The 24570-nt window shown below is 39.0% G+C and carries 19 protein-coding genes; 12 read left to right on the top strand and 7 right to left on the bottom strand.

Features of this window, described 5'->3' with window-relative positions:
• The first annotated feature begins 145 nt into the window (after window positions 1-145).
• Window positions 146-1855: a cellulose biosynthesis protein BcsG gene (gene bcsG / locus AACQ49_RS10735; RefSeq protein ID WP_004244149.1), complete on the top strand. Its 1710-nt coding sequence runs from the start codon at window positions 146-148 to the stop codon at window positions 1853-1855.
• 160 nt (window positions 1856-2015) lie between these two features.
• Here bcsG and metK read toward each other — a convergent pair whose 3' ends face one another.
• A complete protein-coding gene (metK, locus tag AACQ49_RS10730; protein ID WP_004244148.1) occupies window positions 2016-3170 on the bottom strand; it encodes a methionine adenosyltransferase in 1155 nt (384 codons plus the stop codon).
• A gap of 691 nt (window positions 3171-3861) precedes the next feature.
• Between metK and speA the strand changes: the two genes are divergently transcribed.
• From speA to AACQ49_RS10705, 5 genes are all read left to right on the top strand, one after another.
• The gene (gene speA, locus AACQ49_RS10725; RefSeq protein WP_004244147.1) at window positions 3862-5769 is read left to right on the top strand and encodes a biosynthetic arginine decarboxylase; all 1908 of its coding nucleotides are present in this window, start codon (window positions 3862-3864) and stop codon (window positions 5767-5769) included.
• A gap of 98 nt (window positions 5770-5867) precedes the next feature.
• Window positions 5868-6788 carry an agmatinase gene (gene speB / locus AACQ49_RS10720; RefSeq protein ID WP_049219233.1) on the top strand — a complete coding sequence of 307 codons (921 nt, stop codon included), beginning with the start codon at window positions 5868-5870 and terminating at the stop codon, window positions 6786-6788.
• A gap of 329 nt (window positions 6789-7117) precedes the next feature.
• Window positions 7118-7897 carry an acetoin reductase gene (locus AACQ49_RS10715; RefSeq protein ID WP_004244145.1) on the top strand — a complete coding sequence of 260 codons (780 nt, stop codon included), beginning with the start codon at window positions 7118-7120 and terminating at the stop codon, window positions 7895-7897.
• Between the two features lie 180 nt (window positions 7898-8077).
• Window positions 8078-8419, top strand: coding sequence for a type II toxin-antitoxin system RelE/ParE family toxin (locus AACQ49_RS10710; protein WP_004244144.1), 342 nt, complete (start codon window positions 8078-8080; stop codon window positions 8417-8419).
• The gene (locus AACQ49_RS10705; RefSeq protein WP_004244143.1) at window positions 8409-8753 is read left to right on the top strand and encodes a helix-turn-helix domain-containing transcriptional regulator; all 345 of its coding nucleotides are present in this window, start codon (window positions 8409-8411) and stop codon (window positions 8751-8753) included. The genes AACQ49_RS10710 and AACQ49_RS10705 overlap by 11 nt, the downstream gene beginning before the upstream one ends.
• Before the next feature lie 78 nt (window positions 8754-8831).
• On the opposite strand, the gene mutH is transcribed toward AACQ49_RS10705, so the two are convergent.
• From mutH to leuA, 6 genes are all read right to left on the bottom strand, one after another.
• On the bottom strand, window positions 8832-9509 hold the full coding sequence (gene mutH, locus AACQ49_RS10700) for a DNA mismatch repair endonuclease MutH (protein WP_004248572.1): 678 nt from the start codon (window positions 9507-9509) through the stop codon (window positions 8832-8834).
• Window positions 9510-10111: 602 nt separating this feature from the next.
• On the bottom strand, window positions 10112-11791 hold the full coding sequence (gene sgrR / locus AACQ49_RS10695) for an HTH-type transcriptional regulator SgrR (protein WP_161779040.1): 1680 nt from the start codon (window positions 11789-11791) through the stop codon (window positions 10112-10114).
• A 281-nt stretch (window positions 11792-12072) separates the two neighbouring features.
• Window positions 12073-12675 carry a 3-isopropylmalate dehydratase small subunit gene (gene leuD, locus AACQ49_RS10690; protein ID WP_017827192.1) on the bottom strand — a complete coding sequence of 201 codons (603 nt, stop codon included), beginning with the start codon at window positions 12673-12675 and terminating at the stop codon, window positions 12073-12075.
• A gap of 11 nt (window positions 12676-12686) precedes the next feature.
• Entirely contained in the window at window positions 12687-14096 is a 1410-nt protein-coding gene (leuC, locus tag AACQ49_RS10685; RefSeq protein WP_049219231.1) for a 3-isopropylmalate dehydratase large subunit, read from the bottom strand.
• Between the two features lies 1 nt (window position 14097).
• Window positions 14098-15189, bottom strand: coding sequence for a 3-isopropylmalate dehydrogenase (gene leuB / locus AACQ49_RS10680; protein ID WP_004244138.1), 1092 nt, complete (start codon window positions 15187-15189; stop codon window positions 14098-14100).
• Window positions 15190-15194: 5 nt separating this feature from the next.
• Window positions 15195-16754 (bottom strand): 2-isopropylmalate synthase, encoded by a 1560-nt coding sequence (gene leuA, locus AACQ49_RS10675; RefSeq protein WP_004244137.1) that lies wholly within the window; start codon window positions 16752-16754, stop codon window positions 15195-15197.
• 882 nt (window positions 16755-17636) lie between these two features.
• On the opposite strand from leuA, the gene leuO reads away from it, so the two are divergent.
• The 6 genes from leuO to ftsL all read left to right on the top strand — a co-directional run bounded on the left by leuO (window position 17637) and on the right by ftsL (window position 24563).
• A complete protein-coding gene (gene leuO / locus AACQ49_RS10670) occupies window positions 17637-18581 on the top strand; it encodes a transcriptional regulator LeuO (protein WP_036918822.1) in 945 nt (314 codons plus the stop codon).
• A gap of 529 nt (window positions 18582-19110) precedes the next feature.
• Entirely contained in the window at window positions 19111-20919 is a 1809-nt protein-coding gene (locus AACQ49_RS10665) for an AMP-dependent synthetase/ligase (protein WP_104731750.1), read from the top strand.
• Between the two features lie 221 nt (window positions 20920-21140).
• Window positions 21141-22148, top strand: a complete 1008-nt coding sequence (gene cra, locus AACQ49_RS10660) for a catabolite repressor/activator (protein WP_004244128.1) — start codon at window positions 21141-21143, stop codon at window positions 22146-22148.
• Between the two features lie 687 nt (window positions 22149-22835).
• Window positions 22836-23294, top strand: a complete 459-nt coding sequence (gene mraZ / locus AACQ49_RS10655) for a division/cell wall cluster transcriptional repressor MraZ (protein WP_004248567.1) — start codon at window positions 22836-22838, stop codon at window positions 23292-23294.
• Between the two features lie 3 nt (window positions 23295-23297).
• Complete coding sequence (gene rsmH / locus AACQ49_RS10650; protein WP_004244125.1) at window positions 23298-24245, top strand: 16S rRNA (cytosine(1402)-N(4))-methyltransferase RsmH; 948 nt, start codon at window positions 23298-23300, stop codon at window positions 24243-24245.
• Entirely contained in the window at window positions 24246-24563 is a 318-nt protein-coding gene (ftsL, locus tag AACQ49_RS10645) for a cell division protein FtsL (RefSeq protein WP_004244124.1), read from the top strand.
• Window positions 24564-24570: the final 7 nt, after the last annotated feature.

Raw genomic sequence — 24570 nt, 5'->3', positions numbered from 1 at the left:
AAGTAGTTTTACTAATTAATGGGGGAATATTCTATTAAGAATTAACTTTATAGTTATTTATAAAAATAAGAAGTATAAAAAGGCAAATATGAATATTCATATCAATGTCGGATATTATATAGATACGAATAAGTAGGTAATTAAAATGAACAAGACTAAAACAACTCGGTTCAGTTTTTTACATTACTGGCATGGGTTGGGCGCCTGGAATTTTTATTTTTTGCTAAAGTTTGTTTTGCTTTGGTATGGTTATTTAAAATTTGATGCATTTAGCAATTTACTCTTTCTAGCATTTTTATTATTTCCATTACCGAAAACATTTTGGCATAAATTACGTAATTGGATAGCGATCCCTATAGGGGTTATGCTTTTCTACCACGACACTTGGCTACCTAGTTTTTCAACGGTATTAGAACAAGGAGGGCAGTTAAAAAATTTTTCATTCTCTTACCTCATTGAATTAGCTGTTAATTTTATTAACTTAAAGATGATCGGGGTGGCATTTATTTTACTGGTAGGGTATCTCTTTATTGAACAGTGGGTAAGAGTGTCGGTGTTTATTATCGCGGGTGTAGTGTGGCTTAATATTAGTGGTTTTACCCATTTTTCAGGCGCTATGGTTTCTGCTGTTTCTGCCAATAGCTTTACTCAGCAAACCAACACATCTATCGATCAGCCACAACCGCAAAATACAGAAATATTATCGACAGCGCAGACTAGAGCGCAAAATAATAACGTACTGAGTTCACCTTACCCGCCACAAAAACAGCCAGCTAATAACAAAGTGTTAGATGAATGGCTTGCTCAGTTTTATCGTTACGAAAATAAACGCAGCACACCGGCTCCCGCTCAGCTCTCTTCTCATGCACAACCCTTTGATATTTTAATTATTAATATTTGTTCACTCTCTACCGCTGATGCGGCAGCCGTCGGATTACAGCAACATCCTATTTGGGGTAACTTTGATGTGTTATTTAATCGCTTTAATAGTGTTGCTTCTTATAGTGGTCCCGCTTCATTACGTTTATTAAGAGCCAGTTGTGGGCAAACACAACACGCTGATTTGTATGATCCTGCCGATATGCAATGCTTATTGATGGATAATCTGGCTGCTTTAGGTTTTGAGAAGAAATTGGTGCTCGATCATAATGGCGAGTTTGGTCATTATCTTCAAGAAATTAGGGAGTTAGGTAATCTTAATGTGCCGTTGCAAGATCAAAGCGGACTCTCTCATCAAATTACCGCTTTTGATGGCTCTAAAATCTATAACGATAAAGAGACCTTAGAGCGTTGGTTAAAAGCACGAGAAAAATCAGATGAAAAACGGACGGTGACCTTTGTCAATTTAGTGTCACTTCATGATGGTAATAGGTTCGTTGGCGAAAATACAACGGCTGATTATGGCAAAAGAGCCTCAGCACTACTTGATAACTTAAATGCTTTTATTAATACCCTTGATAAACGTGGCAGAAGAGTGATGGTAGTGATTGTTCCTGAACATGGAGCCGCATTACAAGGTGATATAACTCAGATGTCTGGTTTGCGAGATATTCCAAGCCAAAGTATTACTACGGTTCCTGTCGGTATTCGTTTTACTGGACTTAAAAATCAACGTTTACCTCATACGCCTATGATGATCGATAAACCAAGCAGTTATTTAGCGTTATCCGATTTTATTCTCCGTAATGTGAATGGCGATATCTTTAATCAATCCACCATAGATTGGAATGCTTTAACCCGTGAATTACCACAAACCGCGACAGTATCAGAAAATCAAAATACCATTGTGGTTGATTATCAAGGGAAATCTTATATCAAATTAAATGAAGGAGAGTGGATAGACTACCCTGATTGATTTGTTTATTTCATCATCACTCCCTGTTCTCTTACTGACTTTGAGTTCCCCGTTAATATTGCGGGGTTTTTTTATGGTTAACAAACAGATAAATTTCAGGAATAAAAAAACCACACCTAAAAGATGTGGTTTAATGAGTTTGCTATGAAACAAGGGAAATTTATTTTAAACCCGCAGCTTCACGTAAAATCTCAGCTTTATCTGTTGCTTCCCAAGGGAATTCAGCACGACCAAAATGACCGTATGCTGCTGTTTTTTGGTAGATCGGATGCAGTAAATCCAGCATTTGAATTAAGCCATAAGGGCGTAAATCAAAGAATTCACGTACTAATAAGATCAGTTGTGAAGTAGGGATTTTTTCAGTGCCAAATGTTTCGACCATAATAGATGTTGGCTCTGCAACACCGATAGCGTAAGACACTTGAATTTCACAGCGATCTGCTAAGCCCGCAGCAACAATATTTTTTGCAACATAACGTGCAGCATAAGCCGCAGAACGGTCAACTTTGGAAGGATCTTTACCAGAGAATGCCCCACCGCCGTGGCGTGCCATACCACCATAAGTATCAACAATGATCTTACGACCTGTTAATCCACAGTCGCCCATTGGGCCACCGATAACAAAACGACCTGTTGGGTTAATGAAATATTTGGTTTGTTCATTTAACCATTCTGTTGGCAGAATAGGTTTAATGATCTCTTCCATTACCGCTTCATGTAAGTCTTTTTGTGAAATATCTTCAGCATGCTGAGTTGATAAAACCACGGCATCAATACCAACAATGTTGTTATTGTCGTATTGGAAAGTGATCTGACTTTTAGCATCTGGACGTAACCATGGTAGTGTGCCATTTTTACGTACTTGAGCTTGGCGCTGGACTAAGCGGTGAGCATAAGTAATAGGCGCTGGCATCAGAACGTCGGTTTCATTAGTGGCATAACCAAACATTAAGCCTTGGTCACCGGCACCTTGTTCAAGGGGATCTGCGCGGTCAACACCTTGGTTGATATCTGGGGATTGTTTACCAATCGCACTGATAACGGCGCAGGAATTAGCATCAAAGCCCATATCTGAACTGGTATAACCGATTTCACGTACTGTTTTACGTGTGATCTCTTCGATATCAACCCAAGCTTTGGTGGTAATTTCTCCGCCTACCATCACCATGCCTGTTTTAACGTAAGTTTCACAGGCAACACGTGCTTTTGGATCTTGTTCTAAAATTGCATCCAATACGGCATCAGAAATTTGATCCGCAATTTTGTCTGGATGACCTTCTGATACTGATTCAGAAGTAAAAAGGTGTGTAGTCATTATATCTCGTTACCTTAATACAGATGGTCTAAGGATGGATGTTTTAACATCTAGACGTCCATTTTAGGACTGTTTTCTCTTTAATTCCAGCTTTTTTTAATCAAATATAGGGATAAACTCGCATCCAATAGTTGATATCATTTTTTGTGTGACACAATTTTTCAAGTGAGCAAAAAGAAAAATAATAAAAAAAAGCGATTTATCTATTTTGTTTTTGCATTTTGATTCAACTACAGGTATAACCTCGCCGTTACTGTGAAAACTGAATCACAGTGTAAACCGCAGGATTGCTGATCCTGTTTCTCTGTTAGGGAAATGGCTTATAAGGTTAAGCCATGTGTGGAGTGAATGGGTAATGATCCATTGTCTACTGGTTATTCTTTTCAAAAACCAAAACAGTACTCGCCAATACTATACCCGTAGTATGTCTAGAGTGATTTCCTCTTTGAGCTCTTTTTCTTTAGAGCGAAGTTGTCTGTTACTTGCCAATAGGTGATTGTGTTAACTATTAGTCGGTTAACTTCATCGCTTTCTACTACTATATCCTGCATTAGGCTGGATAATCATACAAAAATATATAGTGAGTCATTACTTCTAACTGTTATTTATCGGTCATTTCAGCTAGCCATGAAATTATTGACTACTATAGTGACAGGCAAGGTATAAACTCATACTCCCTAAGGAGAATGTCATGAATGATAACATCGCTCGTAAGATGCAACAGACTTATAACATCACATATTGGGGGGGAGGATACTACTGCGCGAATAATCGCGGCAATATTAGTGTTTGCCCAAATCCTGATGTGCCTGAAGCAACGCTGGATTTAACAGAATTAGTTAAGCAAGTACAAGAAGAGCATTCACATTTACGCCTTCCTGCGCTGTTTTGTTTTCCACAAATTTTACAGCACCGTTTGCGCTCAATTAATGCCGCTTTTCATCGTGCACGTGAGTCTTATGGCTACAAAGGGGATTACTTTTTAGTTTATCCAATTAAAGTCAATCAACAGCGTCGTGTGATTGAATCGCTAATTAATGCTGGAGAGCCATTAGGATTAGAAGCTGGCTCTAAAGCTGAATTAATGGCAGTGCTTGCTCATGCCAATATGACCAGTTCGGTGATTGTTTGTAATGGTTACAAAGATCGCGAATATATTCGTTTAGCCCTTACAGGGGAAAAGCTCGGTCATAAAGTGTTCTTGGTCATTGAAAAAATGTCTGAGATAAAAATGGTACTTGAAGAAGCCGAACGTTTAGAAGTGATCCCCCGCTTAGGGGTTCGTGCTCGCCTTGCTTCTCAAGGCTCAGGTAAATGGCAAGCCAGTGGGGGTGAAAAATCTAAATTCGGCCTAGCTGCAACACAAGTACTACAACTGATTGATACGCTACGCCAAGCTGGTCGTTTAGATAGTTTGCAGTTATTGCATTTTCACCTTGGATCACAGATGGCTAATATCCGTGATATTGCGACAGGTGTGCGTGAATCAGCCCGTTTTTATGTTGAGTTACATAAATTAGGGGTCAATATTCAGTATTTTGATGTTGGTGGTGGCTTGGGCGTTGATTATGAAGGTACGCGCTCACAATCTGATTGCTCCGTTAACTATGGTCTTAATGAATACGCTAATAACGTGATTTGGGCGATTGGTGATGCTTGTGATGAAAATGAATTACCTCATCCAACCGTTATTACAGAATCAGGTCGAGCATTAACTGCGCATCATACGGTGCTTATTTCCAATGTTATTGGTGTTGAACGTAACGAATTTACTGCAATCACACCACCGGCTGAAGATGCACCAAGACCTATCGCAAGCCTTTGGGAAACATGGGAAGAGATGCAAACCAAAGGGAATAGCCGTTCATTGCGTGAATGGCTGCATGATAGTCAACTAGATTTACATGATGTCCATACTCAATATGTACACGGTATGTTAAGTCTGACAGAACGTGCATGGGCGGAAGAGTTATATCTGAATATCTGTCGTCATATTCAATATGATTTAGATCCAAGTAATCGAGCCCATCGCCCGATTATTGATGAACTGCAAGAGCGTATGTCAGATAAGTTCTATGTCAACTTTTCACTGTTCCAGTCATTGCCTGATGCTTGGGGAATTGATCAATTATTCCCTGTATTGCCAATTGAAGGTTTAGATAAACCGCTCGATCGTCGTGCTGTATTGCTAGATATCACTTGTGATTCAGATGGTATTATCGATCATTATGTCGATGGTGATGGGGTCGAAACCACGATGCCAATGCCAGCTTATGATCCTGAATATCCACCAATGATTGGCTTCTTTATGGTGGGGGCGTATCAGGAAATCCTTGGTAATATGCATAACTTATTTGGTGATACAGCAGCCGTTGATGTTTATCTTGATGAGAAAGGCAATCTTACTTATCAGTTGAGTGAAGAGGGTGATACCGTTGCGGATATGCTTCAATATGTAAAACTTAATCCAGCGGTATTGTTGGAGCGCTTCCGTACTCAAGTGAAAAATGCACAGTTAGATAAAGCACTCCAAGAGCAGTTCCTAACTGAATTTGAAAGTGGCTTATACGGTTATACCTATCTGGAAGAAGAGGAGTAATGCTTACTTCCTAATGCAGAGTGGTGTTGATACATCACTCTTTATCTATCATATTGATTTATATGTTGCTTGTTAAAATAAGTAACAGAGGTAATGGCATGAAAAATTGTACGTTAGGTAATGAGACTGATAATTCTTTGATCTCAAATGCATTTGGTTTTTTACGTTTTCCACTGAATTTTCAACCTTATAGCAGTGATGCTGATTGGGTGATCACTGGGGTGCCTTTTGATATGGCAACTTCAGGTCGTGCAGGTACTCGCCATGGGCCCGGCGCTATTCGCCAGATTTCGACTAACTTAGCGTGGGAAGGACATCGCTGGCCTTGGCACTTCGATATGCGTGAACGCCTCAAAGTTGTTGATTGTGGTGATTTAGTATTTAACTTCGGTGATGCGCAAGATATGAGTGATAAGCTACAAACTCATACGGAAAAATTGCTAGCAGCAGGTAAAAGATGTTTAACCTTTGGTGGTGATCACTTTGTGACATTACCTCTATTACGTGCTCACGCTAAACACTTTGGCAAAATGGCTTTGGTGCATTTTGATGCTCATACCGATACTTACGCTAATGGCAGTAAGTTTGATCACGGTACGATGTTCTATCATGCTCCTAATGAAGGTTTGATTGATCCACAGCATTCAGTGCAAATTGGTATTCGTACCGAGCATGACACTAATAACGGCTTTACTGTCTTGGATGCTGCACAAGTTAATGATCGTGGCGTTGATGATTTAGTCGCGCAAATTAAAGAGATTGTGGGTTCACTTCCTGTTTATTTGACTTTTGATATTGATTGCCTTGATCCCGCATTTGCACCGGGTACAGGAACACCGGTTGTGGGTGGATTAACCACGGATAAGGCGCTGAAAATGCTGCGTGCTCTACAGCCGTTAAATATTGTAGGCATGGATTTAGTTGAAGTATCGCCAGCGTATGATCAATCAGATATTACTGCCCTTGCCGGAGCAACCATTGCACTTGATATGCTATATCTGCAAGCGGCTAAAAAATAATTACTTTTTTGTCATAAATAATGTCAAGGCAATATCTATTTAGATATTGCCTTATTTTTATCCATTAAATTAATGAGTTAAGCATTTTTTGCTAACTATAAAGTTAATGAGTAAAAAAGATCATCTGCTCTTTTGCAACAGATGATGGCCTTTTGGTAACTTGTTATTCTAAATGATAATTATTTTCACTATATTCTATTCTACTTATTGTGTTTACTAGTGAATGATCATTTCTTTGTCACATCGCACTTTAATTGCTACTGTTAAATTATTAATAAAGTTCTTTTTTGGAAGAGCTTTTTCATCTGTAAATATTCAGGAGAAAGACAATGGCTTTGAATGGTAAAGTAATTTTAGTTACAGGTGCTGCTCAGGGAATTGGTCGTGGTATCGCATTACGTCTTGCTAAAGAGGGTGCCGATATTGCTCTGGTTGACTTAAAAGCAGATAAATTATCCGATGTAGCAAAAGAAATAGAAGCGTTAGGGCGTAAAGTGACGACCTTTGCTGCAGATATTAGCAACCGTGATGAAGTCTTTGCGGCTGTTGAACATGCTGAAAAAACCTTAGGCGGTTTTGATGTTATGATCAATAACGCAGGTATTGCACAGGTGAAACCTCTTGCAGATGTGACTCCGGAAGATATGGATCGGATCTTCAAAATTAACGTTAATGGTGTGATGTGGGGTATTCAGGCCGCTTCTGAGAAATTTAAAGCATTAGGCCATAAAGGGAAGATTATTAATGCATCTTCTATTGCTGGGCACGATGGTTTTGCCATGTTAGGGGTTTATTCTGCCACTAAATTTGCAGTACGTGCATTAACACAAGCGGCAGCTAAAGAGTATGCGAGCGCAGGCATCACTGTTAATGCTTATTGCCCGGGCATTGTCGGCACCGATATGTGGGTTGAGATTGACGAGCGTTTCGCTGAAATTACTGGAGCACCAAAAGGTGAGACCTATAAAAAATATGTGGACGGTATTGCTCTAGGACGTGCTCAAACTCCTGATGACGTAGCTGCGTTAGTTTCCTTCTTGGCAAGTGATGATTCCGACTATATTACGGGCCAAGCTATCTTAACCGATGGCGGTATTGTCTATCGTTAATTATTGATTACTTAATCATAATTGTTATTTGTGCCCCGAGTTATTCACTAAGATAACTCGGGGCATTTTTTTATGATATGTGTACGAAAAATATTTCCTCTTTGATTTTTGTCTGTTATAAGTTACATTTTTAGTGTGATTTATAAGCAACAATTAGGACTTTGGCAATAAGGAAAGCAAATGCCATATAAAATAGTGCGTTATCAGGACAGAAACCAAAAAGTACCCTATCGAGAGTGGATACAAAAGCTTAGGAAACGAGATCCTCAAGCGGCTGCTAAAATTGAAGTACAAGTAACTCGAGCATGTTATGGTAACTTCGCCGATCATAAATTTGTTCGTGATGGAGTCTGGGCTTTACGAATAAACTTCGGGCAGGGATATCGGGTTTATTATTCAATAGAAAATGAATTTATTATTCTTTTACTTGTTGGAGGGAATAAAAGTACTCAACAAGCAGATATTGATAAAGCAGTGAACTATCTTGAAGATTATCATGTAAGGATGAAAAATGACCAATAAAATAGATGTAGTAAAAAGAAAAACTGTTCCTGCATATCTTGACCATGATTTAGAGATGATAAATGAACTACGAGAAGATCCTGATTATGCTGAGGTGTATTTGCAAACGGCGTTAGAAGGTATTTATGAGCCTGGGGGAATAGGTGCATTTTTAATTGCATTACGGCAAATTATTGAGGCTCATGGTGGAGTGGGCGTGATTGCGAAAAAATCAGGATTATCTCGACAACATATTTATCGAGCATTATCTGAAAATGGTAATCCAACACTGACAACATTGACAGAAATCACCAGAGCAGTAGGCGTTCGATTAGCATCAACTCACTGTGTTTAATAATTTACCAGCAAAAAATACGATGTGCCCCGAGTTATTCACTAAGATAACTCGGGGCATTTTGTTTACTGTAACGCATTAAAGTTGGAAATAACGAGCAATCAGTGGCGCAGTAAAGTTCTTTTTTAAATAAAAACCACGGGGAAGTGTCATGATGCGTTGTCCATTTTCACCAATGGCTTCGGTTAATGCCTTACTGTTAGCAGCCTTAGGGCGAATTTGTAATACTTGTCCGTGACGCGCAGTAATGCTTTCTACTTTTCCTAAGACAATCATATCCATTAACTCTTCCCAATCGTGACGCAGTAGCTCTTCTTCAAGATGATTGGGGCTCCAAAGTAGCGGGGAAGCGACTCTACGCTGTGCTAATGGGATCTCCCGTTCTCCCTCTACAGGTACCCATAATACTTTCGACAGCTTACGTTTTACATGGCTATTCTCCCATGTGATCCCACTGTTTCCTGTAAGTGCGGCTACACAAACAAAGGTCGTTTCTAATGGCATACCAAAACGGTCGATAGGGATGGTTTTTAGCTCAACACCGATATGAGAAAAATCTTGTTCAGGTTTACTGCCGGCACTGGCACCTAAATAGTATTCCAATAGCATACCGACCCAACCTTTATCACGCTTTAAATTTTCAGGAATAGGAAGCTGTGCAAAAGCGGCGAGTTCACCGAAGGTATAACCAGCCAGCGCTTGTGCTCGTGCGAGTAAAACGGATTCATTTTCAGGTGCTGCTGGTGGCGTAAACATAAATAACTGTCTTCCTGTACAATAAATAAACAGAAAAAAAGGATGATGGAAAATGTTTTTTCACTGATTTAAGTTAAAACATAATAGCATGATATATCATCATTTTTTTATGTGAATCGAGGTTTTAATAATAAATGATATAAGTTGTTCAGGGTTATCCTTAGATCATAAACAGGCTTTTGCACTAGGTTATCCACAGCTTTGTGGGATAACTCCGCAAAAGTGAGATCACTGTTCTGATTTACAGCCTTGACTTTTGCCGATATTCCCCAAAATCTGCCTATTTCGATTAACTAATCGGCACAACCTGTGGATAAAACCGACTATGGTTGTTTTTCGTACAATTTAACCATTGGACTTTATTCATTGGTTTATCCAATCGTTGAAATAGGGATAAAAACTTATCTACTAATTTGAATTATAAGTGATATTTTAAAAAATGTTTCAACAGCCTGTAGGCTAATATAAAAACTATACCCTGATTATCTCACTCTTTTTCACATAGATATCCACAGAAAAAGTGAATAAATCCCCTAGGCCTTACTGTTGGTGTTTATAACTTTGCGGGTTTCTGTGAATTAACATAATTATAAGTGAAAACGCTATTTTAATGGGGGCGTTTCTAAATCAGGTATAAACCATGCCGATTTAAAATCAAACCAACCAAAGGTATTCATTTTTACACCGCGTATCGTACGTTGCCCTTGTAATTCAAGTAAATGGTGAAATAACGGGAAAAGCCAATTATTTTGTGTTAATTGGCGACACCACTCTTCAAGCGGTAATACTTTTTGACGCCATAAGGCTAGGGCATCTTCATAACGTTTACCCATGCACTGGTGAAATAGAGGCAGTTCATAAAGTGCTGCAAAAATAGAAAACTCGAGCGGTTTATAGAAATTGACGGTAGCTAACCAGATATCACTCTTTGCATCACCATAATACCACTGTTCATAATCAAGCACTTGAATAGATAATTCGATATCATAGTCAGATAAGATTTTTTTGATCAGTTCAGCAATAGTGCTGTATTCGTGGTGCTCTTTATACAGTGTAATGGTCAGTTTTGTGAGTGAAGCGGGTTTAGCATGCGGTGGGATCAGTTTGCTATGGTGCCAGTGTAACAATAAACCATAAGCAGGTGACCAATGGCGTTGATAAGAGGGCGCACAATGGGCCAACATATTCACCGGTGTTAATACACTACTAAGCCATTCGCGGATCTCAGGTTGTTGGCATTGTGTTGAGCGGCTATCGTAAAGTAAAAAATAACAGCCTTCCTCTTTGCGGCTTTCCAGTGAGTTGTTATGAGTATCATCATCGGTTAAATGAAGGGTAGAGCAAACCATTTTGTCTTTTAATTCAGGAACCACCCAAATATCGATGTTATCTAATAGTGCGCGTAAACCAAAATAGCGATCAAACGCTTTGATTTGCAGTTTATGTTGATCATTGGTCATCACTTGGTATGCCCCTGTGCCAATGGGGTGCTGAGAAAAATTAGCGAGAGTTCGCCATTCTTGGGGCAAGATCGCTGCTTGTGGGCTACCTAATAGGGTGGCAAATTGTTTATCCGGTACGGTTAAATAAATATCAATAACATAAGGTTGCGGTGAGGTTATTTTCTCAATATGTGCATAAAGTGGATTGCAGACTTTCATTCTCATTAAAGAGGTGCTGATATCCTCTATGGTTAATTCTCGTCCATGGTGAAAATAGATAGCGGGGCGTAAATAAAAGCGCCAATGTTGCTCGCTGAGCATCTGCCAGTGATGGGCTAATTCCGCTTCGACTTCCCCATTTTCCTCTTTTAAGTGAAGTAATGAATTAAATATTTGGCTCATTAAATGTAATTCAGAGCGCCGAAGCGGCGTACCGGGTAATAAATTACGAAAAGGGCGATAGTAAATTATTCGTAGACGTTGTTGGCTAGGGTGAAAGCTTTTTTCAATCTGTGAAAGCACCATTTGCCGTAACGAGTCTTTATCGCCCATCAGTGCAACGAGCTTTTCTATATCATTTTCTTTCAGTAATCGCTCTGCTCGGCTTTGTTGGATGTCAAAGGCGTTAGAGTGAAAAGTCAGGGTGGATTTTTTTCCTCTTCCTACTTCTGCTTGCCAATCTATCCAACCAGTTTGATGCATTTTGTTTAGTAACGAACGCACATGGCGACGAGTGCAATGTAATGTTTCAGCAAGCTCTTGTAATGTGGTTTCAGTCTCTTTTCCCTCAAAAGCTTGCCATAAGCGAATAAATTGCAACTCTAAGCGGGGTGATGTCATAAAAGAGGAAATCCCTTATTAAAGTGATCAATTTTAATTTCCTTATATTAGACCGATAATGTTTGTGTTTAAAGTTAGCTCTTATGTTAGTTATCACAAATTATGAATACTAACAGACTCCCCCTTTGAGCATGCGGTGATTACCGGCCAGTGATAATAGGTCACTGGCTTTTTTGTTCGTTTTACTGAAAAAAAATGCCGCGAGGTAAATAGCGGCGAGAATGACAAAGTTTAAATTTTTACAGATAACAAACAGTGAAATAAGGTAATTGAGTCAGTGATTAACGCATAAAAGCAGGTTGTTTAGCTTCATAAGCACTTATCTCTGCTTGGTGTTGTAACGTTAATCCGATACTGTCTAATCCTTCAATCATGCAATGACGGCGAAATGCATCGATTTCAAATGAGAAGCATAATTCACCGGCGATCACTTGTTGGGCAACTAAATCAACGGTAATAGGCGTACCAGCATGCTCTGTTACCCAATCAAATAACTGGGTAACTTGCTCATCACTTAATTTGATTGGCAATAACTGGTTATTAAAGGAATTGCCGTAAAAAATATCAGCAAAACTCGGCGCGATCACCGCATGAAAGCCATAATCTGTGAGCGCCCAAGGCGCATGTTCGCGAGAAGATCCACAACCAAAATTCTCGCGCGCCAATAAAATAGAAGCATCTTGATAGATGGGCTGATTTAAAATAAATGATGGGTTAGGCTGGGTGCCTTCATCATCTAAAAATCGCCAATCATGAAATAAGTGTTTACCAAATCCTGTGCGAGTGACTTTTTGTAAAAATTGTTTGGGAATAATCGCATCAGTATCCACGTTGGCAGCATCTAAAGGTACTGGAATTCCAGTGTGTTGTGTGAATTTATTCATTAGGTTCTCCTTTATGATACTGTTGCAAAAGTGCGAATATCAGCGAAATGCCCATGAATGGCGGCGGCAGCGGCCATTGCCGGACTGACTAAATGAGTTCTGCCACCACGACCTTGGCGACCTTCAAAATTACGATTGCTGGTCGATGCGCAACGCTCTCCGGGATTTAATCGGTCATTGTTCATTGCCAAGCACATTGAGCAGCCGGGTAAACGCCATTCAAAACCTGCTTCAATAAAAATTTTATCTAAACCTTCTGCTTCTGCTTGGGCTTTAACAGGGCCTGAGCCGGGAACAACAATTGCCTGTACATGGGAGGCGACTTTATGCCCTTTAGCTATCTTTGCGGCTGCGCGTAAATCTTCAATACGAGAGTTAGTGCAAGAGCCTATAAAAACTTTATCTATTGTAATATCAGTTAAGTTAACACCTTCAGTTAATCCCATATAAGCTAAGGCTTTTTCGGCGCTAGCTCGTTCAACAGGATCGTTAAAACTGTTCAATCGCGGAACAATTTGGTCAATAGCAATCACTTGTCCCGGATTCGTCCCCCAAGTCACTTGTGGTGCAATCTCTGCGGCATTAATCGTCACAGTAGCATCAAAAATAGCATCTTCGTCCGACTTTAACGTTTTCCAATAGGCGACAGCTTCATCCCACAATGGGGCTTGAGGGGCAAATTGACGTCCTTTTAAGTAAGCAAATGTAGTCTCATCAGGAGCAACTAAGCCTGCTTTTGCCCCCATCTCTATCGCCATATTGCATAACGTCATTCGCCCTTCCATACTCAAAGCTTCAATAGCTTCTCCCGTAAATTCAATAATATACCCCGTACCTCCCGCACTACCCAATTTTCCGATAATCGCCAATACGATATCTTTTGCCGTGATGCCATTGGCTGTTTTGCCTTGTACTTCGATTTTTAAGGTTTTAGCACGTGATTGTTTTAAGGTTTGTGTTGCTAATACGTGCTCAACCTCAGAAGTGCCAATACCGAAAGCTAATGCGCCAAAGGCACCATGTGTTGCTGTATGTGAGTCGCCACAAACAATTGTCATGCCTGGTAAAGTTAAGCCTTGTTCAGGCCCCATAACATGAACAATTCCTTGATATGGGTGATTTAAGTCATACAAGGTCACACCAAATTCTTGACAGTTTTTCATTAACTCTTGCATTTGAATACGCGCCATATCACCACAGGCGTTGATATCTTTGGTTTGAGTTGAAACGTTGTGATCCATTGTGGCAAAGGTTTTGTTGGGTTGACGAACAGCACGACCTTTGGTTCTTAAACTATCAAAAGCTTGAGGTGAAGTCACTTCATGCACTAAATGTCTATCGATATATATAATAGGTGTTTCATTCGCTACTTCTCTGACAACATGTGCATCGTAAATTTTTTGATATAATGTTTTACCCATGTTATGCCCCTTCTTGAATAAACTGAGCGATATGATCACCCATTTCTGCGGTTGTTATTGCGTTTCCTTCTCCCGCTAAATCTGCGGTGCGATAGCCTGTTGCTAGTACTCTTGTAATTGCTTCTTCAATGGCTTGGGCTGCTTTATCTTCATTAAAGCTATAACGCAGTAATAGGGCGGTTGATAAAATTTGTGCTATTGGATTGGCGATATTTTTACCGGCAATATCTGGTGCGGAGCCACCTGCGGGTTCATATAAACCAAAATGTGCTTCATTTACGCTTGCAGAGGGCAACATGCCCATTGAACCGGTGATCATGGCGCATTCGTCTGATAAAATATCGCCAAAGATATTGGAGCACAGCAATACATCAAATTGCGCTGGATCTTTAATTAATTGCATTGTCGCATTATCGATATACATATGTTGCAAGGTCACATCAGGGTATTGCTTAGCGACCTCAGTGACGACTTCACGCCATAAAATAGAGCTTTGTAAAACGTTGGCTTTATCAATCGACGTGACTTTATAACGACGTTTTTGCGCTGATTTGAAAGCAAAATGAGCAATACGTTCGATTTCATAGCGATGGTAAACCTCGGTATCAAAAGCACGCTCTTCGCGACCTTCACCATCACGGCCTTTAGGTTGACCGAAATAGATCCCCCCAGTTAATTCACGAACACATAAAATATCAAAACCGCGTTGTGCAATATCAGCACGCAATGGACAATAAGCTTCTAAACCTTTATATAAACGAGCTGGGCGCAGATTGCAGAATAATTTAAAGTGTTTACGTAAAGGTAATAATGCGCCACGTTCCGGTTGTTGATCTGCCGGTAAATGCTCCCATTTAGGCCCCCCCACAGAGCCGAATAAAATCGCATCAGCTTGCTCACATCCAGCTAAGGTGGTTGCCGGTAATGGTGTGCCATGATTATCGATAGCAATACCACCAATATCGTACTCTTTGGTCGTGATATTCAGTGAAAATCGTTTATTTACCGCATCGATCACTTTTTGTGCTTGCGCCATAACTTCAGGGCCAATGCCATCTCCGGGCAATACTGCAATATGATAATGTTTAGACATAATGATTAAACCGCTTCTTGTGTTGTATGGTGTTTGCGTTTTTCTATTTCGACTTGCTCTGAACGCCAAATACTGTTGATAACATGCATCATGGCGTTGGCGGATGAACCGACGATATCAGTTTCTAATCCCATGCCATGAAATTTACGTCCTTGGTATTCAACCACGATATCAACTTGTCCTAATGCATCTCGTCCTTCACCTTTGGCTGTTAATTGATAAGTCACCAGTTTTAAGGGATAACCTGTAGCACGAGAAATAGCTTGATAGACAGCATCAACGGGACCATTTCCTGTTGCTGCTTCAGTGATTTCTTCATTTTTACGACTAATGCTGACACTGGCCGTGGCAACTGTTGAGGAGCCGGATTGAGTATTAAAATAGTTCATTACAAACTCATCAGGCTCTTGTTGCTGTTGCCCCATAAAAGCCAATGCTTCTAAGTCATAGTCAAAAACTTGGCCTTTTTTATCAGCTAAACGTAAGAAAGCGGCATATAAAGAATCTAAGTTATAATCTGTTTCGCGATAGCCCATCTCTTCCATACGGTGTTTTACCGCAGCTCGACCAGAGCGAGACGTTAAGTTCAATTGCACCTCTTTTAAACCAATTGATTCAGGTGTCATAATTTCGTAAGTTTCACGATTTTTCAGTACGCCATCTTGGTGAATACCAGAGGAGTGGGCAAAGGCATTCGATCCAACGATGGATTTATTGGCATGAATAGGGGTATTACATAATTGACTGACTAACTGGCTGGTACGGTAGATCTCTTTGTGATTAATACGCGTTTGTACATTCATCATTTGTTCACGTACTTTTATCGCCATAATCACTTCTTCTAAAGCGCAGTTACCGGCTCGTTCACCTAAGCCGTTGATAGTCCCTTCAACTTGTCTTGCACCTGCTTGTACTGCGGTAATAGAGTTTGCAACAGCCATACCTAAATCATCATGGCAATGAACGGAGATCACCGCTTTATCAATATTAGGTACACGTTCAAATAAATTAGTGATAATGCCACCGAATTGATAAGGCGTGGTATAACCTACGGTGTCTGGAATATTAATGGTTGTTGCGCCCGCGTTGATGGCACTTTCCACAATGCGACATAAATTATCAATATGGGTACGCCCCGCATCTTCGCAAGAAAACTCAACATCATCAGTATAGCGTCGGGCGCGTTTAATTGAGCGTGTTCCCATTTCAATAATGTCATCAAAGGATTTTTTTAACTTATGTTCAGCATGCAAAGCGGAGGTGGCTAAAAAAACATGAATACGAAATGCCTCGGCAATGTTTAATGACTCTGCGGCAACGTCAATATCATTATCAACACAGCGAGCTAACGCACAAATGCGACTATTTTTAATTTCTCGAGCGATGGTTTGTACAGATTCAAAATCCCCAGGGGAAGAGACAGGAAAACCCGCTTCAATGATATCTACACCTAAACGTTCTAAGGCATAAGCAATTTGTAACTTCTCTTTTACGCTTAAGCTAGCTTGCAATGCTTGTTCGCCATCTCTTAATGTGGTGTCAAAAATAATCACATTGTTGCTCATAATCTGTTCCTTATACTTTTTTATTTCGTTTTTTGCGCTCTCCCAGGTATAAAAAAACCCGCGATTAGCGCGGGTTTTTCTCTAAGGGTAGGTATGTTTCATTTTTTACCCATCAGCCGACCGCGCATCAATGTTGCGAATAGTAGTAGGCTTGATAGTAAAATTGCGTTTAACATGAAACATCCTTACATTTGTTCTTAATAATGTTTATTTATTGATACCGGATACCAATCATCATGTCAAGCATTGGAATTTTTTAATTTGTTTTGATGTGTGAATTATATTTTATTCTTAGTAATTCTGACTAATATCTAAATTTTTAGTAATGATTATATCTATCAAACAATCATTGATTAGGTTAATGTTTCACATAATCGCTCTCGGGGAGTGAAATAAAAAATTAAACAATTGTTTGCTTTTTTTTTGAACAACTAACTATCAGGGGGATGAGCGGTTGTAGTTAACAACAATATCAATAAATTTGAGCAACATTTTGAATATAAGAATAAAAATTATTACCGTGGTGACTGTAATAGTTCTGAAAGTGTCCTGTAAGGTGATAGATTTTATTATTTTATTATGATTTTTATCATATTTTGTTTTATTATTTGCAAGGCATAAGGTAAAACAGGTTGTAATATATATCGGTATAATCATTTCATTAATATGTAATTTAAATGTCAATTTATTCTCTTTAATATAAAGATGAATTATTTTTTGGTGTTTGTGTTATACATTTTGTGATGTACATGGATGATGAATAATAAGTAGTAATATTTTTATAAAAGTTACAGTCATGGTTAGATATATAATTTATTAATATGCTTTTATATTATTAATAAGTTTTAATTCGCCAATTATAATAACATAGTGGAGTAAAAAATGACGGATTACACATCAGCAACAACGACCAATAAAGAGTCAGCAGATATGCATTTACGTAATGTTGATCTTAATTTATTAACGGTGTTTGATGCTGTTATGCAAATGCAAAATGTCACACGAGCAGCACAGGTGTTAGGTATGTCTCAACCGGCAGTCAGTAATGCAGTTTCTCGTCTTAAGATCATGTTTAATGACGAGTTATTTGTTCGGTATGGCCGAGGTATTCAACCAACATTAAGAGCCAAACAATTATTTGGCCCTGTTCGACAAGCATTACAATTAGTCCATAATGAATTGCCAGGGGCGGGATTTGAACCGGAACACAGTGATCGTGTGTTTAGCTTATCTATTTGCAGTCCATTAGATATCAAGTTAGCGCCAAAAATTGTAGAGAGAATAAAAAATAAAACCCCTAATATTAATGTAAATATTAAGTCTTATTTGAATAGTAATATTGAACACCAATTAAAATATCAGGAAGTTGAGTTCTTTATTAATTATAAACAATTTGATAAACCAGAGTTTCATTCACACCCTTTATTCAATGATGAAGTGGTTTTGGCTGTCTCTAACCAACACCCACGAATTAAAGAGAGCGTTACTGAAGAGATGTTATTAAATGAGCATCATTCTATTGTTTCTTTAGAAGATGTGGGGTCTTTTAGTGCGGCTTATTATAAGAATACAGAGTTAGAAGATTTAATTACTTATGAAGGTACTGATTTAAATAGTGTATTAAATCTAGTCTCAAAAACTTATTCGGTCGCTATTGCGCCTAGATGGTTAGTTGAAAGCTATTCAGAACAATTGAACATTAAGGCGATATCATTACCTTGGGAGAAGGTAGAACGTCCATGCTATTTAATTTGGCATGAGTCAACGGCACGAGATAAAGGCCATTTATGGATGAAAAATTTACTTAGTGAGGTTTGTCAAAACTAAGAGTGATTCACTCATAATTAGCACTCTATGCTAATTATGCAGAAATAGTGGCAGATAACGTTAGCTTACTGCTAATAACCAATAAAAGATATTCTTTAATAGTAAATAGTAAAGATAAGTCTCTTGGGTAGCTGTCACTATTTTTGCCCTAATTGTTATCCTATCCCTATCAGTTGCAACTATTGTCATCTAATCGATTTTTTTCTTTATTTTCTCTGTTATTAATCTTGTAAATGAATAAATTTTTATAATTAGCTTTTGATTTTATTATATTTTTCTTGTTAATATTTTGTTTGTTCACAAAGTGTTCAGGCTCATTTTTACATTTTCATTAGTATGATGAAATTGACAAAACTTTTCATGACTCACAATTTTACTAATTTATGTAAAATTAGATTCCTTTATTTTTGCGGATCACTTAGACTTTCAGATAAGTCAGCGAACAGGTGTAAGCTGAAATTAGAAGATGACATTATTCTTTATTTCAACTTAATTATTCCTACGCTTTTCCATAAATAACAGGAAAATCATGATAAATAATAATAATCTATATGATTATCATATAATTAGAAGATTGCAGATGCAATTTTCATCTTCTGGGGAAAAAACGGCTTATCGTCAGTGGGATGCTAAGTCTGAAATCGCCATGTCATGGGCGTCAGTAGCAAAGAAAACACGTGCACTCTCAAATGCATTACTCGATATGGGCGTGGCTGTTCAAGAAAATGTGGGGATTTTTTCCCAAAACAGCATTGATTGGTCTATTGCCGATATTGCTACTTTGCAGTTGCGTGCTGTCACAGTTCCTCTTTATGCAACAAGTAGTGTGGAACAAGCCGCTTATATCATCAATGATGCGGATATTCGTATTCTTTTTGTTGGTGACCAAAAGGAATATGACGTTGTTTCTGAGTTAGCGCTATTATGCCCGCAACTTAAACATATTATTGTGTTTAATTCTCAGGTCGTTTTAAATCCAACAATACCTTCTTATCATCTGACAAACTTAATCAGTGACTGTCAATCTCAATATGACTCTCTGCTACAACAACGTATTGATGAATGTTGTTTAGATGATTTGTTTACGCTGATTTATACCTCGGGTACAACAGGTGAGCCTAAAGGTGTTATGCTGGATTACACCAATCTGGCTTCTCAACTTTATCTGCATGATCAGCGCCTTTCATTATCGGATAAAGATGTTTCATTATGCTTTTTACCGTTATCACATGTATTTGAACGGGCATGGAGCTTCTATGTTATGCATACTGGGGCTATTAATGTTTATCTCACAGATACCCATGCCGTAAGGGAAGCAATGGCTGCAGTAAAACCAACGGTTATGTGTGCAGTGCCACGCTTTTACGAAAAAGTATATAGCGCCATTCAAGAGAAAGTTTCTCAAGCACCTCGACTACGCCAATGGATGTTTAAATGGGCTCTTAAACAGGGTGAAAAACAACGTCAGGCACACTTAGCTGGACGTTCATTAGGCGTGCTATCTCAATGGTGTTATCGCTTTGCGGATAAAAAAGTTCTTCAACCACTACGTCAAATTTTAGGTGGGCGAGTTCGTTTTTTACCTGCCGCAGGCGCTCGTTTAGATGATGCGGTGATCGGCTTTTTCTTAGCTGCTGGTATTAATATTAAATATGGTTATGGCATGACAGAGACTTGTGCCACGGTATCTTGTTGGGAAGAGAACCATTATAAACTAGGCTCTATTGGTACTCCGTTACCGGGGGTTGAGGTACGTATAGGCGAAGAAAATGAGATCCAAGTGCGCGGTAGTATCGTGATGAAAGGTTATTTTAATAAGCCTGAAGAGACAGTTGCTGCGTTTACTGAAGATGGTTGGTTACGTACCGGTGATGCGGGTGCATTAGATGAAGAAGGGATGTTATATATTACCGAACGTTTGAAAGATCTTATGAAAACCTCAAATGGAAAATATATTGCACCGCAAATGATTGAAGGTACATTAGGGCAAGATCGCTTTATTGAGCATATCGCTGTGATTGCAGATACCCGTAAATTTGTTTCTGCACTGATCGTACCTTGCTTTGATGCATTAGAAGAACATGCTCGAGCATTAAATTTAAAATATCACGATCGGATAGAGTTATTACGCCATACTAAGATCAAAGAATTATTTGATGAACGCTTGCGTGAAATGCAACGTAATTTTGCTAGTTTCCATCAAGTTAAACGATTTACCCTATTAGCGGAAGGGTTTACGATGGAGTCTGGAGAATTGACACCTACCTTAAAATTAAGACGTAAAATAATTTCTGAACGCTATCGAAATGAAATTGAGCAGATGTATCAAGAGTCGTGATCACCAGACAAAAAAGCACCGTAAAGGTGCTTTTTTATTGCACTTTAGGTAAGTCATAGGCAGTAACAATGCAAGTAATTGGTAAAAGGTATAAACGGAAACGTTGACGCATACGGTTTTATCAGTAAATTGTGTTAAAATGCAGATTCAGATCAGCATGATGACTGAAAACCATAGCAATAATGTAATAAATACCCTATTAATAATTAGAAGAGGCTAAAGTGAAACTGGATGAAATCGCCCGCTTGGCTGGTGTTTCACGAACAACAGCGAGTTATGTCATTAATGGTAAAGCTAAACAGTACCGTGTAAGTGACAAGACTGTTGAAAAAGTGATGGCGGTGGTCAGAGAGCACAATTACCACCCGAACGCTGTTGCCGCGGGATTACGTGCTGGTCGTACGCGTTCTATAGGTTTGGTTATTCCTGATTTGGAAAATACCAGTTATACCAGAATTGCCAATTATCTTGAACGACAAGCGCGTCAACGTGGTTATCAATTGCTGATTGCCTGCTCAGAAGATCAACCTGACAACGAAATTCGTTGTGTAGAACATCTACTACAACGCCAAGTTGATGCCATTATTGTATCAACGGCATTACCCCCAGAGCACCCATTTTATCAGCGTTGGGCTAATCGTTCGTTGCCTATCATTGCCTTAGATAGGGCGTTAGAGAGTGAACATTTTATTAGCGTCGTCGGTGATGATTTAGAAGACGCAAAAATGTTAGCGAGTGAGCTTAAAGCTTTTCCTTCTCAATCGGTTCTCTATCTAGGCGCATTGCCCGAACTATCAGTCAGTTTTTTACGTGAACAGGGCTTTCGTAGTGTGTGGCAAGATGATCCACGACAAGTGACTTATCTTTATGCGAATAGTTATGAACGAGAAGCGGCGGCAGAGGTATTTTCGGAATGGTTAAATAATAACCCGATGCCTGATGCACTCTTTACGACCTCCTTTGCGCTATTACAAGGTGTGATGGATGTAACGTTGCAAAGAAGTGGACGCTTACCTACGCAGTTAGTGATTGCTACATTTGGTGATCATGAATTATTAGATTTCCTCGAATGTCCAGTATTATCGGTGGCTCAGCGACATCGTGATATTGCACAACGTGTATTAGAGCTGGTTTTAGCAAGTCTTGAAGAAGAGCAAAAACCACAAGCGGGTATTACACGTATTCGACGTGATTTATGTCGCCGAGGTAGTTTAGGACGTACTCGTTAATTAGCGTTCACTTTCTGACTCAGCATTTTTTATAATGACTATCCCTGCTTTATTAAATTAAAGCAGGGATAGTTTATTTGGTTAAATAATGTCGGGTGACTTAAATAAAATAAAATTTGAGATTAATCTTAAACGTTTTTTTACAATTTATCCTGTTTTGTTTAATTCGCGGGTGAAATTTTGATATTTCTATAAGTGATATTACTTAAATAAAATAATTTATTTATTAACTTTGCAGAAAGAAAACTCGACAGTAAAAAATTATCTACATGATATCACATTATTTTTTCAGTAGATTAAGCCGGTTTTTTAATTTAAAGAGGGCTTTGTATTGTTATGTTGGTTAAAGGTAAATGAACGACAATAAATAGGCATTATCTCATTAAATAGGTCATTTTCTTTTTATGACTTCTTTATCTTATTTTTCCCTTTTTCATCTCTATAAATAATCACTATTTGAGAACAAATAAGAAAAATAAAAAATAACCGATAGGAATCATAGTGTTAATATTCTGCTTTTTTAGCCTGCTGATAATTTGTTCATTTCGATGAGATTATAAAATTACTGTAAATATCAATAAAGCGTCCTACAACTGGCTTGACAACGTTTTCATACGATCCGTAAACTCTATTTGTGGGGATTTGTGGGATAATGTGGTGTAAATTATAACGCTGAGGGAAATGAGGATGTTTCGTGGTGCAACACTCGTTAATCTCGACAGCAAAGGGCGAATAACAGTTCCTTCCCGTTATCGAACAACGCTGAACGAGGCTTCTGAAGGTCAAATGGTCTGTACCATTGATCTCAATCAGCCATGTTTATTGCTGTATACCCTTCCTGAATGGGAAAAAATTGAGTTAAAACTGGCAGCGCTTTCTTCCATGAATCCCGCCGAACGAAGAGTGCAGCGTTTATTACTTGGGCATGCCAGTGAATGCCAGATGGATAGCGCAGGACGTCTTTTGTTAGCTAGCACGCTAAGACAGCACGCGGGGCTAACCAAAGAGGTCATGTTAGTCGGTCAATTCAATAAATTTGAATTGTGGGATGAACAGGTCTGGTATCAACAGATCAAAGAAGACATTTTGGCAGAGCAAACCTCACAGGAACCGTTATCGACACGACTATTGGATTTATCACTTTAAATAATGACAACGAATAATTTTAGCCATACCAGTGTATTACTGGATGAAGCAGTAAACGGCCTGAATATTAAACCTTCAGGTATTTATATTGACGGTACTTTTGGCCGTGGCGGGCACTCTCGTCTGATTTTATCGCAATTAGGTGAACAAGGCCGTCTCATTGCGATTGATAGAGATCCACAAGCTATCGCAGTGGCAAATGAAATTGATGATCCACGATTCTCTATTATTCATGGGCCTTTTTCAAATATTGAACACTATATCAATGAGTTAGGTTTAAGTGGCAAAGTTGATGGCGTATTATTAGATTTAGGCGTTTCTTCACCGCAATTAGATGATCCTGAACGAGGATTCTCTTTTATGCGTGATGGGCCACTCGATATGCGTATGGACCCAACCACAGGACAATCAGCTGCACAGTGGTTAATGAATGCCGAAGAAGATGATATTACTTGGGTGCTAAAAACCTTCGGTGAAGAGCGTTTCGCGAAACGCATTGCCCGTGCCATTGTGGCGCGTAATAAAACTGAAGAGCCATTAACACGTACTAAACAGTTAGCGGATTTGATTAGTGAAGCAAGTCCAGTAAAAGAGCGACATAAGCACCCTGCAACACGTAGCTTTCAAGCGATCCGTATCTATATCAATAGTGAGTTAGATGAGATTGAAAAAGCATTAAAAGGCGCCGTGTCTATTTTAGCGCCAGCAGGACGTTTATCGGTGATTAGTTTCCACTCTTTAGAAGACCGATTAGTTAAACGCTTTATAAGAGATGAAAGTAAAGGGCCTGTTGTTCCAGCGGGGATCCCATTAACAGAAGAACAAATTAAAGCACTAGGAAGTGCTCGCCTGAGTAGCATTCATAAAATGAAACCTACCGGTGTTGAAGTTGAGGAGAATCCACGAGCGCGAAGTTCTGTTTTACGTGTCGCACAGCGTATTGAGGAATAAATGTCTACTGAACGCCATTCATTACCGGGAGTGATAGGACAAGATTTACTGCGTCACGGCAAATTGCCACTTATTCTTTTTTTCGCCGTTATTATCTCAGCGATCTATGTGGTAACGACAGCACATAAAACACGCTTACTGACAGCAGAAAAAGAGCGCTTAGTGTTAGAAAAAAATGTATTGGATATTGAATGGCGCAACTTGATCCTTGAGGAAAATGCATTGGCGGATCATAGCCGAGTTGAACGTTTTGCAAGTGAACAGTTAGGCATGGTTCATGTTGATCCAACTAAAGAGAATATTGTGGTTACTAAATAATTAAGGC

Origin of the sequence: Proteus sp. G2675, assembly GCF_963886535.1 — a bacterium.
GTDB lineage: Bacteria > Pseudomonadota > Gammaproteobacteria > Enterobacterales > Enterobacteriaceae > Proteus > Proteus mirabilis.
Note: the sequence above shows the minus strand (reverse complement) of the source record. Positions and strands in the feature narration are given on the sequence as shown.

Excerpts from the sequence above, each read along its gene's own strand:
- bcsG (WP_004244149.1), top strand. The coding sequence starts at position 146 with ATGAACAAGACTAAAACAACTCGGTTCAGTTTTTTACATTACTGGCAT.
- metK (WP_004244148.1), bottom strand. The coding sequence starts at position 3,170 with ATGACTACACACCTTTTTACTTCTGAATCAGTATCAGAAGGTCATCCA.
- speA (WP_004244147.1), top strand. The coding sequence starts at position 3,862 with ATGAATGATAACATCGCTCGTAAGATGCAACAGACTTATAACATCACA.
- speB (WP_049219233.1), top strand. The coding sequence starts at position 5,868 with ATGAAAAATTGTACGTTAGGTAATGAGACTGATAATTCTTTGATCTCA.
- AACQ49_RS10715 (WP_004244145.1), top strand. The coding sequence starts at position 7,118 with ATGGCTTTGAATGGTAAAGTAATTTTAGTTACAGGTGCTGCTCAGGGA.
- AACQ49_RS10710 (WP_004244144.1), top strand. The coding sequence starts at position 8,078 with ATGCCATATAAAATAGTGCGTTATCAGGACAGAAACCAAAAAGTACCC.
- AACQ49_RS10705 (WP_004244143.1), top strand. The coding sequence starts at position 8,409 with ATGACCAATAAAATAGATGTAGTAAAAAGAAAAACTGTTCCTGCATAT.
- mutH (WP_004248572.1), bottom strand. The coding sequence starts at position 9,509 with ATGTTTACGCCACCAGCAGCACCTGAAAATGAATCCGTTTTACTCGCA.
- sgrR (WP_161779040.1), bottom strand. The coding sequence starts at position 11,791 with ATGACATCACCCCGCTTAGAGTTGCAATTTATTCGCTTATGGCAAGCT.
- leuD (WP_017827192.1), bottom strand. The coding sequence starts at position 12,675 with ATGAATAAATTCACACAACACACTGGAATTCCAGTACCTTTAGATGCT.
- leuC (WP_049219231.1), bottom strand. The coding sequence starts at position 14,096 with ATGGGTAAAACATTATATCAAAAAATTTACGATGCACATGTTGTCAGA.
- leuB (WP_004244138.1), bottom strand. The coding sequence starts at position 15,189 with ATGTCTAAACATTATCATATTGCAGTATTGCCCGGAGATGGCATTGGC.
- leuA (WP_004244137.1), bottom strand. The coding sequence starts at position 16,754 with ATGAGCAACAATGTGATTATTTTTGACACCACATTAAGAGATGGCGAA.
- leuO (WP_036918822.1), top strand. The coding sequence starts at position 17,637 with ATGACGGATTACACATCAGCAACAACGACCAATAAAGAGTCAGCAGAT.
- AACQ49_RS10665 (WP_104731750.1), top strand. The coding sequence starts at position 19,111 with ATGATAAATAATAATAATCTATATGATTATCATATAATTAGAAGATTG.
- mraZ (WP_004248567.1), top strand. The coding sequence starts at position 22,836 with ATGTTTCGTGGTGCAACACTCGTTAATCTCGACAGCAAAGGGCGAATA.
- rsmH (WP_004244125.1), top strand. The coding sequence starts at position 23,298 with ATGACAACGAATAATTTTAGCCATACCAGTGTATTACTGGATGAAGCA.
- ftsL (WP_004244124.1), top strand. The coding sequence starts at position 24,246 with ATGTCTACTGAACGCCATTCATTACCGGGAGTGATAGGACAAGATTTA.